Below are 12,452 nucleotides of genomic sequence, written 5' to 3' on the forward strand. Positions count from 1 at the left end.
GGTGCATAGTTTGAGGTGTCGCCCTACTCCACCGATTCGAAAAGAGCCTTCTCGTGGATACCGACATCTCTCCGGGCGCAGACGCGCCACTCGACCCGCGCCGCTGGATCGCCTTCGCGGTCGTGCTGGCCGCGGGATTCATGGATCTACTCGACGTCACCATCGTCAATGTCGCGGTGCCGAGCATTCAGACCGATCTGGGCGCCCAGTATTCGCAGATCGAATGGATCATCGCGGCTTATGTGCTCGCCTTCGCCGCGGTGCTCATCACCGGCGGCCGGCTCGGCGATATCTACGGCCGCAAGCGGATCTTCCTGATCGGCATGACCGGATTCACGCTGGCGTCCGCCGCGTGCGGCTTCAGCTCGGATCCGACCATGCTGATCACCTCCCGGTTCGTCCAGGGCGCGATGGCCGCACTGATGGTGCCGCAGATCCTCGCCATCATCCGGGCCACCTTCCCGCAGGAAGAGCGCGCCAAGGCGATCGCGATCTACAGCGGCGTCGGCGGCTCGGCCTCCGCGGTCGGCCTGTCACTCGGCGGACTGCTGGTGCAATGGAATCTGTTCGATCTGGAATGGCGGCCGATCTTCCTGGTCAATCTGCCGGTCGGGATCGCGGCGCTGATCGCCGCGACCATCGTCATGCGGGATTCGCGCTCGGCAGCCACGCCGCGACTGGATCCCATCGGCATGGTGCTGGCGATCTCCGCGGTGCTGCTGCTGACCTATCCGCTCACCGAGGGCCGCCGATTGGGTTGGCCCGCATGGACTTTCGTCATGATGGCGAGCGCCGCGGTGGTCTTCGGCGCATTCGTCGTCTTCGAGCGGCGACGAGCGCGGACCGTCGGATCCCCGCTGATCGATCTGGAGCTGTTCCGGTCCCGCCCGTTCACCGTCGGCCTCGCGAGTTGGCTGCTGTTCTGGATCGGGCTCGGCGGGTTCTTCCTGATCTGGACGCTGTTCATGCAGGCCGGACTGGGCTGGTCGGCGATGCGGGCCGGACTCACGGCAGTCTTCTTCGCGGTCGGCGCGGGCATCGGGGCGGGGGTTTCGGTGAGTGCGCTCGCGCCGCGGTTCGGGCGTATCGTGCTGGTCGCCGGCGGTCTGGTGAATGCCGGTGGATTCGCGCTGTACGGGTGGCTGGCCGCACATTACGGTGCGTCGATCGCGTCATGGCAGATGGTGATTCCGCTGATCGTCACCGGTGTCGGATTCGGCATGGTGGTCGCGCCGACCATCGACCTGCTGCTCGGTCAGGTGCCCGCACGCGAGGCGGGGGCGGCTTCCGGACTGCTCAATACCGGACAGCAGCTCGGCACCGCACTCGGTGTCGCATTGGTCGGCGTGGTGTTCTTCGGTCAGCTGGACCATGATTCGACGCGCGGAGTCGAGGCGGTCTCGCCGCAGGTACGCACCGAACTGAGCACGATCGGTCTTCCGGAGCCGGCGCAGGAGGAGATTCTCACGAATTTCCTTGCCTGCGTCCGCGATCGGTCGGCACAGGTCGACCCGACCGCCGTCCCGGCCAGTTGCCAGCGCTCGGATACGGGCAATTACGCTGTGGCACAGGTGCTCACCGATGCGGGTGAACACGCCAACGCGGTGAATTTCGCCAATACCTTCCGCTACACGCTGTGGTACGGGATCGGCCTGCTGGCCGTCATGTGCCTCGGTTTTCTGGTGCTGCCCAAGAACGCACGACTCGAGCACCATGAAATCGATGATCCTTTGGAACTGGTACCGACAGGAGTGTGAGATGAAAGTACTTGCTATCGGCCGTGGCCCGGAGATTGTGGACACCGCGACCAAGTTGTTGCGCGCCAATGGTTTTGCAGCCGTGGGCACCATCGCCGACGCCGATGCGTTGCGCGTACTCGATACCGGCGAGATCACCGATCTGATCATCGGCGGTGGGGTGGAACCCGATTCGCGTGCCGCACTGAAGCAGAAGGCGGCCGAGCAGCACGTCAGTGTGCACGAGGCCGAGCGCGGCGGACGCGGTATCGAGGAGTACCTGAACGACGTGGTCATTCCGACGCTGCAGCGTTAGTAGGATCGAGATGGCGGTTCCCGGCTCGATGCGGGAACCGCCATTCTCATCGACGGCCGATGTCGTCGAATGATGTGGTTGTGGTCGTCATTTCGAGACCACCTTCACGTTCTCGAGCTCATCGGAGGCGAGACCCCGATCGGATGGCGCGATGCGGCGGAGGCCGAATGCGGCGACTGCGCCCGCGAGCGCGGCAGTGAGGACCGGAACGATCAATGCGGTTCGCAGGGCGTCGATTTCGGAATCACCGGCCGCGATCGCCGCAACGTTCACCGCGGTGACGGCCGAGATGCCGAGCGCGAAGCCGAACTGGAAGGCGGTGTACAGCAGACCGCCGGCCAGGCCCTGATCCTGTTCAGCGATTCCCTCGGTGCCCGCGATGGTCAGCGGTCCGTAGACGAGTGCGAAGGCCACGCCGAGTAGCAGCATCGCCGGGAACATCGCGGCGTAGGTTCGGTCCAGGTCGGTCGGCAGGAACATAGCGTAGGCAAGTACCGCGAGCAGTACGCCGCCGAAAACCACCCGGGCATTGCCGAATCGGTCCACCAGGCGCGGAGTAAGCATCGGTGCGAGCACCGCGTCGACCCCGATCACCGCCATGGCCAGGCCGGTCTGCACAGTCGACCAACCGCGCAGTTCCTGGAAGTACAGGGTCGCCGAGAACTGGAAGCCCGCGAACGATCCGACGAACAGCAGCGCGATCACGTTGGTACGCACCAGCGTTCCCGACCGCAGGATATCGAGCCGGACCAGCGGGCTGGCCGAGCGACGTTCGTTCCACACGAAGTACGCGAGCAACAGTAGACCCGCACCGAAAACCGCAACTGTCAGCACCACACCGTCGCTCGGATGTTCCAGCCGCACAACGCCATAGACGAGCAGCAGCATCGAACCCGTCACGCTGAACGCACCCGGCAGATCGAATCCGCCGGAAACCCCCTCGGGCACAGTGGCATCCCGCACCAGCACGAACGCCGCCACCAGGATCAGCCCGGAAAACAGGACCGGCGCGAAGAACACCCACCGCCAACCGAGTGCGGTGAGCAACCCGCCGACCACCATGCCGAGGGAGAACCCGCCCGCCGCGATGCCCGCGTAGACCAGCAGCGCCTTGTTGCGCGCCGGTCCCTCGGCGAAGTTGGTCGTGATCAACGACAAGCCGGCCGGGGCCATGAAGGCCGCGGCGACACCGGTGACGAAGCGGGCCGTCAACAGCATCCAGCCCGCGGTCGCCAACCCGCCCAATCCGCTGAACAGCAGGAATACCGTCAGCCAGAGCAGAAACATCCGCCGCCGCCCCAACAGATCGGCGGCCCGGCCACCGAGCAGCATGAACCCGCCGTAGCCCAGTACATACGCGGAGACGACCCCGCTCAGCATGCCGGTGGACAGGCCGAGATCGGCCCGGATCGACGGCAACGCGACATTCAGCATCGCGACGTCGATGCCCTCCAGGAAGATCGCGCCGCACAGCACCGCGAGCACCGCCCAGGCCCGGCCGGACATCTCGGTGAAGACCACCGCGGGTCTCGATTTCGACATCGCATGACTCCCACTAGACATGGTTACCGATGGTGAGGTCGGTTCCCTATTGATACCGACGTCGAGTCTTCGGCAGAATCGATGACCATGGAAGACGGCACTTCGAAGTCACTCGGTCACTGCGGGGATACCGAGGAGGACTACGACGTTCTCCAGTGGGACACCCGAGTCGACTGCGAGGTCCGCCAGATCCTGGACCGCATAGCCGATAAATGGTCACTGCTGGTCATCGCGCTGCTCGACCAGCGCAGCCTGCGGTTCACCGAACTCAAGCGCAAGATCGACGGCGTGAGCCAGCGCATGCTCACCCGCACGCTGCGACATCTGGAGCGCGACGGACTGGTCGAGCGGACGGTCTATCCGACCGTTCCGCCTCGCGTGGATTACGCCCTGACCCCACTCGGCGCGAGTCTGCACACCACCATCAAGGCGCTGGTGGCGTGGACCGAAAGTCATCAGAACGAAATCGCCACGGCCCGTAATTCTTACGATCGTCGAGCCCACGAAGCCGAAGCCCACTCAGCCGCGACTGTCTGATCCAGTCGCACGATTTCCGCTGTGCCCGACTAGCGCGGCAGTAGGGTGGCGGCAGAGGGGAGGCTTTCGCCGCCGCCGATCCGAGGAGTCGTCTATGAGGGCCACCGTCGTCACCAATACCAAGTTCTCGGTGGAGGAGTTGCCGACACCGACACCCGGACGCGGGCAGGTGCTGATCAACGTGTCGCGATGCGGCATCTGCGGGTCCGATCTGCACGCCCGCACCCATGCCGACGAGATGGCCGAGCTGGCCACACGCACCGGATACGACCAATTCATGCGGTCGGATCAGAGCGTGGTACTCGGACACGAATTCAGCGGTGAGATAGTCGATTACGGACCGGGCTGCCGCAAACGCTGGCGGGCGGGTACGCCGGTGGTTGCCCTACCGATCGTGCGCCACGACGGCGCACCCCAGCTGACCGGCCTATCCACGGCCGCGCCCGGTGCCTATGCCGAGCAGGTGGTTGTGCAGGAATCCATGACAATGCCGATCCCGAACGGGCTTTCGGCCGAACATGCCGCACTGACCGAACCGATGGCCGTCGCCTGGCACGCGGTACGCAAGGGGCGGGTCGGCAAGGGCCAGACGGCATTCGTAATCGGCTGCGGCCCTATCGGTTTGGCCGTTATCAGCATGTTGAAGGCGGCGGGCGTGCGCACAATTGTCGCCAGCGATTTCTCACCGCGCCGCCGCGAACTCGCGGTCGGCTGCGGTGCCGATATCGTCGTCGATCCCGCGACCGAATCACCGTGGGAGGCAACGCCGAAGCGCGGGCGGATCAATGGTGTCACCGACATTCTCAGCCTCGGTTTCGACACCATGGAACGCCTGCGCCGGGTCCCGAATCTGCCGTGGTGGTATGTCTTCCGGCTGGCGCACTCGCTCAATGCGGGTCCGGCGGGTCCGGTCATTTTCGAATGCGTTGGTGTGCCGGGCATTATCGATCAGATCATCGCGGCCGCGCCGCCGCTGTCGCGCGTGGTCGTGGTCGGCGTCTGCATGGAGACCGACCGCTTCCAACCGGCGATGGCCATCAATAAGGAAATCGAACTTCGCTTCGCCTTCGGCTACGACCCGGGAGAATTCCGCGACACACTGCACATGATCGCCGACGGCAAGGTCGACCCGGCTCGCTTGATCACCGGCACCGTCGGGCTGGACGGTATCGATAATGCGTTCTCCGCGTTGGCCGATCCGGAACAGCACGCGAAGATCCTGATCGACCCGGTCAGTACTGCGACGACACCCTGACGCTCAGCCGAGGTGCCGGTCGCGGTCGGGTTGCCGATCGAGCCACGAGGGCGCGGTGTCCGGGTACCGGAGCGCGGGTTCGCCGTGTTCGAGGTAGACGGCATGGCCCTCCATGCGGGCACGGAAACCCTGCCAGATGCGGCGGGCCGACTCGGGTCCGACGAGGGTGTCCACGGTATCGACGCGGACCAACTGCGAGCTGTCCAGTTCACTTTCCCGCAGTTGGATGGCCGATTCGTCGCCGAGTTCCCCGCAGTCGAAGATGTAGCGGATCTCGTCGCCGGCGGGTTTGCGCGTCCAGTCGTGCACGAGCAGTCGCTGCGGCGGGCGGTCGAGGCCGAGTTCTTCGCCGATCGCACGGCGACAGGCCGCTGCGGGCGATTCGCCGGGCCCGACAATGCCGCCCGGAATGTCCCAATCACACCGATCGACCGAATGGACAAGCAGCACGTCCTCGCCGCGCACGAACAAAGCTCCCACAGCCAGTCTCACCTGGGCGAATGGTTGCGCGTCACGGTCCGACATCACCTCACGACCTTCCCTCGCCGGGTCCGGAAATACGCGGGTTCGGCGGAGTTGCCGCCGTTTGACCGCACCTGCTGCGACGATGGGCACGGTCTCTCCACTTGTACACCAGCAGCGCACATACGTCCTCGAACAGCTCGAGAAGGTGGGCTAAGCATGGCCGAGAAGATCTTCGACATCGTGTGGGATGCGATCGACGACATCCGAGGCGACGTCGAGAACATGCGGCTGCGGTCGCAGTTGATATTCGAACTGACCGACCGGATCGCGGCCGAGGGCTGGAGTCCGGACGCCGCCGCTGAGCACCTAGGCGTGACCGCCGCGCGGATCTCCGATCTGCTGGGCGGCCGAACGCAGCTGTTCAGCCTGGACGCGCTGGTCAATATGATCGCCGCGGCCGGTCTGCGGGTACAGGTGCTGATCACCTGATCCTCAGGTGGCGGCGAGCACCTGATCGGCGATCTCGCGGTCCAGTGCGACACGCACCAATGCGGCGGCCAGGTCGGCGGTGTGGTTTTCGGGGGCCAGATCGGCCAGGCGGTCCGGATCCTTCGGAAGTCGGACGCGTTCGGCGCCGCGCAGCGCGCGTTCGTCGAAATGCGGTCGGGCCCAGGTCCAGATGTCCTGGACTTCACGCAGGAAGATATCGCTGCCGGTCGGGCCGATGCCCTGGAACTGTTGCAGCAGTTCGGCGGCGCGGGTCGGCTCGTGCTCGGCTTCGTCGGCGAGTTTGCGCAGATCACCGCCATAGCGGTCGAGCACGCGAGACGCGTTGGCGCCCAAGCGTGAGGCCGTACTTTCGTCGTAGCGCTTGTAATGGGCGCGCCCGAGTGCGTCGACGAGTTCCTGCCAGTCCGCGTCCGCGACCCGGTTCGGGGTGCGATATCCGGTGCGCACCAGTTCCTTGGCAGCGGCGACGGCGATATCGGCGGAGATCCGGGTGCTGAGCAATTCGGCGAGCATGAGCAGTTGGAACAGCGGAGCGGGTTTATCGGCCAGGGTGATACCGGCCTCGGCCGCATAGCCGGTACCGGCCCGGTCCAGCAAAGCGTTCACCACATCTTTTTGAGTCATCGCATGCTCCTGGGTTCGATATCCGGGACGTACCCAGGGGTCGCGGGTCCACACCCGGGACTACGCTGCGTAATCTTTCGCGGCGACCGTGCGGGCGACCTTCTGCGGCGCACCGCCGATCAGACCCCGCCACGGCAGGTACGGCAACAGACGGACATTGAGATTGCGCATGCGGATCATCGAATTGCTCGGCGGCGCATACCATTTGCCGACGCCCTCGGCGAAGGTCTGACAGGCCCGCACCATCGGCAGCATTTCCGCGCGATAGCGGGCGAAGGCGACGGTGTGATCACCACCTGCGGCGGCGAGCTCACCGGCCAGGATATAGGCGCCGACCAGCGACAGATCCGCGCCCTGACCGGAGAGCGGTGAGGCGCAGTAGCCCGCATCGCCGACCAGCGCGACGCGCCCCTTCGACCATTCGTCCATGTGGATCTGTGCCATGGCGTCGAAATAGAAATCGTCGGCGGCGTCGAGATGTGCGAGCAGTTTCGGCACCTCCCAGCCCTGACCCGCGAACCGGTCGGCGAGGATCTTTTTCTGCTGTTCGATATCCCGGTAGTCGTAGTCGAGTTGCTCGGATTCGAATGCGAATACCGCTTTCGCTTCGCTGTTCTGACGTGCGCTGTAGCTGCCCGCGATGGTGCCGGGGGTGTTGTAGTCCAGCTCCCAGCGATCGAGTTCGAGCAGGTTGGGGGTGGTGTAAATGGCGATGTAGTAGCCCATATGGCGGAGGAAGTCCGATTCCTGGCCGAAGACCAGTTTGCGGGTGTTGGAGTGCACGCCGTCGGCGCCGATCACCAGGTCGAAGGTGCGGGGTTCGGCATTGGCGAAACCGATGTGAACGCCCGAATCATCCTGGGCGAGTTCGGTTATCGAGTCGCCGAAGATGTACTCGACGTTGTCCTCGGTGGCCTCGTAGAGCACACGGGACAGGTCACCGCGCTGAATCTCGGCGTCGCCGTTGGCTCCTACACCATTGAAGACCTCGCTGCTGATATCGGCCTTCACCTTGCCCGCGGCGTCGACGTAGGAGGTGCCGCGCTTGCCGGTGCTCAGCTCGTGCACCCGCTCGAGCAGGCCCATCCGGCGCACGACCTCCGTTGCGGTGCCGAGCACGTCGATGGCCTGACCGCCCTCGCGCAGTCGCGATGCGCGCTCGACGATCGTCGGGGTGAATCCGTAGCGATGCAGCCAGAAGGCCAGTGCCGGTCCGGCAATGCTCGCTCCGGAGATGAGGACGGTGCGGTTCTCGTTCATGCCGAGAACTGTACATTTGTCTTAGGCGATTGCGCAAGACGAACGCCTAAGGCGATTGCGCTAGCATGCTGGCCATGGGAAATCGCGAGGATCTGCTGGCGGGCGCGCGCCGCTGCCTGTTCGAGAAGGGCTATACGCGCACCACCGTGCGGGACATTTCGAATGCCGCGGGCGGGGTCAGCATGGCCGCCATCGGCTACCACTTCGGCTCCAAGGAGGCGCTGCTCAATGCGGCACTGGCCGAGGCGAATCGGGAGTGGGGCGACGAACTCGAACGCACCCTGAGCGCGGCGGCGGAGCCGAATTCGACTGCGCTGCAACGTTTCGAGGCGAACTGGACCGCGGTGCTCGACTCGATCGCCGACCATCGCGGACTTTGGTCGGCCACCTTCGACATCCTCGCCCAAGCCGGGCAGGACGAGGCGACCCGCGAACAGCTGGCGGCCGGTCTCGACGAGGCCCGCCGTGGCCTGGCCCGGCTCTTCGAGGGCATCGACGAATCCGATACCGCGAGCGGGCGCGCCATCGGGTCCTTCTACCAGGCGCTGCTGACGGGGTTGGCCGCCCAGGTGCTGATCGATCCGGACCATGCGCCCTCCGGCAAGGAGCTGGCCGAGGCCTTGCGCCGGATCACCGGTTGACCGCTATTGCCTCGGGCGGCATCGCCGGTTGACCATTAATGCCTCGCGGAGGTCGCCGTCGAACCTCGAGCTGGGTGGTCACCGACGAGACCAGGCTGGAGCACTACAACTTCCCGCAGGCGTCGGTCGGGAGGATCACTCCGGCAGCAGGCTGAGGGTGCCTTCTGCGCTGCGAGCTGCGGTGAGGCAAGCGGTGGTCGTGAACTGGTCGGCCAGGGGGTGGCGGGCGCGGGCACGCCATTTGCGCACGGCGGCCATGGCCTCGGCGCGCTGTATGGCGGGTTCGGTGCCGAAGGGCAGGCCGAGTCGTAGGTGCGGGGCGACGCCGGAGCCGCCGATCAGTCGGTGTAGTTCGGCGAGATCCGGTGTGGGCAGGGCCAATTCATCGGTGCGCAGGCGACCGAGGAGGCGGAGTTCGGCGAAACCGTGCACGTCGGCGAGCAGGGTGCGGACTCGGGGTAGCAGCTGGTCGGCGGGGGTGCCGGGGTATGCGGTGAGAACGCGGGCCAGGGCGGTGAGGGCCGAGTGCGCCTTGAGTTGGTCGGCGCGCTGGCCGAACTGGACGTCGAGTACCGAGCGGAGTTCGTCCACACCGCTGCGGTTGGTCAATTCCGCTGCCAGCGTGGCGGAGTCGCGCACACCGAGGCGGATCAGTGTGACCGCCATGCGAATTCCGAACAAGCCGAAACGGGCGGCTAGCTGGGCGCGGAGTTCGGGTGGGACCGGAAGCGGAATATCGGGGCGGGCGAAGCGATCTGCCGAGAGCAGTGCGGCGCTCAGCTCATCGACCGGCACGCGGGCCAGCGCCTCGAAGGCGGTGAATTCCTGCTGACGCAGGGTCGCCGCGGCGAATGCGAGCAGACCGGCGACCGGAATTACGGCCTGGCACAGTCCCGTTCGCTCCAACTCGCCCGCGAAACGTGCCGCGACCTCACGAGCGGAATGCAGTGCGTCGATTCGGCCCGCCCCGATCTCGTCGGCACGCGAGACCACTCCGATAACACCTAGCGGACCCGAAATACCCTGCGCACCAGCGGTTCCGGCACCAACCTGTTCGAGGAACCGGACGTCGGCGTCGTCGAGCCGGCGCAGCAGATAGACCACGGCGTCCGCACCCGGAATAGATACGGCCGCCATACCGCGGTCGCCATCGGCGTCACCGGGTGTGAGCAGTCGCGCGGTCCGCAACGACACCTCCCGCGACAGCGAGGATGTGCCCGGGGTGTCGATGATGGTGGTATTCGCCAGTGCGGCGGCGGGCCATTCGACCTCGAGGTGGTCCACCTCGCGCGGGCCCGGCGCATTCCAGTTCAGTCGTTCCAGATCGAAGGTGAGCCCGTGCGTGCCGCTGCCGCGGCGCACCACCACATTCGCCGTCGAGCCGTCCGGTGCGTAGGCCGTCACGCTCGGGGTCGATCCGTTGCGGTACCAGGTGACCACGCGCGTGCATTCGGTCGCATCGGTCGGGGCGATGTCCTGGCCGACCAGGGAGTTGAGCAGAGTCGACTTGCCCGCCTTCAACGAACCCGCCAGCGCCACCCGCAGCGGTTGATCCAGGCGGCGGGCACAGTCGGCCAGCAGCGCACGCGGTCGCGGCTCGCGGGGAAATGCCTGCCTGGCCGCGGCGACCAGCTGATGCGCCTCGGCGACGATGCCGGGCGCCCGCCGAGCATCATGCCGGGTCACGTCTCTTCTCACGGGGTTACCGTACCGGCGGCCCCTTTCCGCGGCGCGGCGATGGCAGGTTGCATAGCATCCGCATAGCGTCGCAGCTCGGCGACCATGTGCAGCTGCCGGTCGAGCACCGCGCAGCGCTCGGTCCGGCGGGCCGTTTCCATATTCGCCGCCTCCTGTGCGGCCCGCAGCGAATCGTCGATGGAGCGCAGGCTGCGTTCGGCGACGCCGGTGTAGTGATCGCGCAATGCCCGATGGATGCGGTGCAGGCGGTCCTTGGATTCCTTGCCCGCCTGGAAGGCGACGTCATCGATGAAGCGCCGGATGGCGACCTTGGCCTCATTGCGGCGCCGGGCCAGCCTGGCCTGCTTGTCGTCGCGGAATGCCTTGCCGCCCACCAGGACACCGGCGCCGATGGAGATCGGATTGAGCATCGCCAGCCCGGCGAAGGTGGTCGCGAGCCCGACCATCAGCACGCCGCCGTAGGAGCCCCGCATGCCGACCAGAATTTTGCTGCCGAACCCGATATCGGGCTCCAGATCGGCGAGGGTGCCCCCGCCGGCGCGGCTGTCCTCGGTGTGCAGGCCGGAACTGACATCGGGCAGTTCGACCATGCCGATCTCGGTGAAGTGCTCGGCGACCCGCTCGGCGAGTTCCACGGCGCGGGTATGCGTCCACAGCAGGTTGTCGCCGAGGGCGGTGTCGATATCGCCGGTGAGCCATTCGGCGATCCGGTCCCAATGGCGGCCCGGATCGTGTTTATCGATCCATTCCTCACCGGTTCGGGCGATCTCGCGCAGGCGTTCGCGCAGATCGTGATCGACATCGCCTGCCAGATCGGTGATGCCGTCGGAGAGGGTCAGCTGCCAGGCCGAGGTGCGGCGGTGCAGATCCTCGGCGGTGGTCTTCGCAATTTGCAGCTCACGGACCGCCATCGCGCCCTGGCGGGGATCGCGCAGTGCGACCAGTTCACTGCCGAGCGCGAGCGCCAAATGCTCTGCGGCGGACTGGATATCGTGCGCCACCGCGAGCAGGGTCGCGGCCTGGTCACGGGCCACGACCTGTTCGCGGAGGAACTGATACAGCACACCGAACCCGGATTCGGCGCCGAGCTGCTGGTCCTGCAGCAGCATCGCGTGCCTGCGCAGTACCGCGGAAACCGGGATGATCGGCACCTCGACTCGCGCTCGGCTCAGATGGCCTTCGTCGGCCTGATGCACCTGGCGCCAATGCGGATATAGATCGAGCTTGGTGAGCAGCAGCGCGGTGGTCGGGCACAGTTCGCGGACCTGCCGGAGGAAGGCGAGTTCCGGCTCGGTGAGTTCGGTGGAGGCATCCGAGAGCACCAGGACCGCGTCGGCGGTCGCGACCAGTCCGAGTACGCCTGCCGCATAACCACTTCCGTGGCCGCCGACGCCCGGTGTGTCCACCAGGACGATGCCGTCGGCCAGCAGCGGATTCGGGAGCTGGATCTCGATGCGCAGCACTCGTCGGCCGTGTGCCTGCGGTGTGCGGACGTTGATCATGCCGATCTCGTCGACCGGCAATGGGACTCGCGCCTCCTCGGTTCCGCTCGGACCGGCCAGCACCAGTTCGGCATACGGTTCGGGACCGTGGGCGAGCAAGGTAGGGACAGCGGTGGTCGCGTCATCGCCGACCGGACAGATCTCCAGATTCAACAGGGCATTGACGAAACAACTCTTGCCCTGACCGAGTTGTCCGACGATCACGATGCGGCGCCGCGGATCGCGGACCCGGTCGGCCGCTATCTCCAGGCGACCGACCAGATCATTGCGACCCGCGGCGCGCGCCGCGGCGATGGTTTCACCCAATACCGTCAGCAGCGGTACCGCGGGCGGTTGGGCATTGACTGCGGGTGTCCCCATCGAACC

12 protein-coding genes are annotated in these 12,452 nt (G+C 66.1%); 6 read left to right on the top strand and 6 right to left on the bottom strand.

All coding sequences use genetic code 11. From position 1 onward, the window contains the following. Nucleotides 1-53: 53 nt before the first annotated feature. Nucleotides 54-1,757: an MFS transporter gene (locus ACIBW7_RS00140; RefSeq protein WP_397042595.1), complete on the top strand. Its 1,704-nt coding sequence runs from the start codon at nt 54-56 to the stop codon at nt 1,755-1,757. A gap of 1 nt (nt 1,758) precedes the next feature. After that, nucleotides 1,759-2,052 (top strand): hypothetical protein, encoded by a 294-nt coding sequence (locus ACIBW7_RS00145; protein WP_397042597.1) that lies wholly within the window; start codon nt 1,759-1,761, stop codon nt 2,050-2,052. An 87-nt stretch (nt 2,053-2,139) separates the two neighbouring features. On the opposite strand, the gene ACIBW7_RS00150 is transcribed toward ACIBW7_RS00145, so the two are convergent. After that, entirely contained in the window at nt 2,140-3,594 is a 1,455-nt protein-coding gene (locus ACIBW7_RS00150; protein WP_397042599.1) for an MFS transporter, read from the bottom strand. A gap of 87 nt (nt 3,595-3,681) precedes the next feature. Between ACIBW7_RS00150 and ACIBW7_RS00155 the strand changes: the two genes are divergently transcribed. Both ACIBW7_RS00155 and ACIBW7_RS00160 read left to right on the top strand, forming a co-directional pair. Next, nucleotides 3,682-4,131 carry a winged helix-turn-helix transcriptional regulator gene (locus ACIBW7_RS00155; RefSeq protein ID WP_397042600.1) on the top strand — a complete coding sequence of 150 codons (450 nt, stop codon included), beginning with the start codon at nt 3,682-3,684 and terminating at the stop codon, nt 4,129-4,131. A gap of 94 nt (nt 4,132-4,225) precedes the next feature. After that, the gene (locus tag ACIBW7_RS00160) at nt 4,226-5,386 is read left to right on the top strand and encodes a zinc-binding dehydrogenase (protein ID WP_397042602.1); all 1,161 of its coding nucleotides are present in this window, start codon (nt 4,226-4,228) and stop codon (nt 5,384-5,386) included. A 3-nt stretch (nt 5,387-5,389) separates the two neighbouring features. Here ACIBW7_RS00160 and ACIBW7_RS00165 read toward each other — a convergent pair whose 3' ends face one another. Then, the gene (locus ACIBW7_RS00165) at nt 5,390-5,878 is read right to left on the bottom strand and encodes an NUDIX domain-containing protein (RefSeq protein WP_397042604.1); all 489 of its coding nucleotides are present in this window, start codon (nt 5,876-5,878) and stop codon (nt 5,390-5,392) included. A gap of 189 nt (nt 5,879-6,067) precedes the next feature. Between ACIBW7_RS00165 and ACIBW7_RS00170 the strand changes: the two genes are divergently transcribed. After that, a complete protein-coding gene (locus ACIBW7_RS00170) occupies nt 6,068-6,340 on the top strand; it encodes a helix-turn-helix domain-containing protein (RefSeq protein WP_397042605.1) in 273 nt (90 codons plus the stop codon). A gap of 3 nt (nt 6,341-6,343) precedes the next feature. Here the strand turns inward: ACIBW7_RS00170 and ACIBW7_RS00175 are convergent, their stop codons facing one another. Further along, nucleotides 6,344-6,985 (bottom strand): endonuclease, encoded by a 642-nt coding sequence (locus tag ACIBW7_RS00175; RefSeq protein WP_397042607.1) that lies wholly within the window; start codon nt 6,983-6,985, stop codon nt 6,344-6,346. A 60-nt stretch (nt 6,986-7,045) separates the two neighbouring features. Then, nucleotides 7,046-8,245, bottom strand: coding sequence for an FAD-dependent monooxygenase (locus ACIBW7_RS00180; RefSeq protein ID WP_397042609.1), 1,200 nt, complete (start codon nt 8,243-8,245; stop codon nt 7,046-7,048). Between the two features lie 74 nt (nt 8,246-8,319). Between ACIBW7_RS00180 and ACIBW7_RS00185 the strand changes: the two genes are divergently transcribed. After that, complete coding sequence (locus ACIBW7_RS00185) at nt 8,320-8,886, top strand: TetR/AcrR family transcriptional regulator (protein ID WP_397042611.1); 567 nt, start codon at nt 8,320-8,322, stop codon at nt 8,884-8,886. 135 nt (nt 8,887-9,021) lie between these two features. On the opposite strand, the gene ACIBW7_RS00190 is transcribed toward ACIBW7_RS00185, so the two are convergent. After that, complete coding sequence (locus ACIBW7_RS00190) at nt 9,022-10,584, bottom strand: dynamin family protein (protein ID WP_397042613.1); 1,563 nt, start codon at nt 10,582-10,584, stop codon at nt 9,022-9,024. After that, complete coding sequence (locus ACIBW7_RS00195) at nt 10,581-12,446, bottom strand: dynamin family protein (protein ID WP_397042615.1); 1,866 nt, start codon at nt 12,444-12,446, stop codon at nt 10,581-10,583. The genes ACIBW7_RS00190 and ACIBW7_RS00195 overlap by 4 nt, the downstream gene beginning before the upstream one ends. Nucleotides 12,447-12,452 lie beyond the last annotated feature (6 nt).

Source organism: Nocardia sp. NPDC049526, from assembly GCF_044465765.1.
In the GTDB taxonomy this organism is placed as follows: domain Bacteria; phylum Actinomycetota; class Actinomycetes; order Mycobacteriales; family Mycobacteriaceae; genus Nocardia.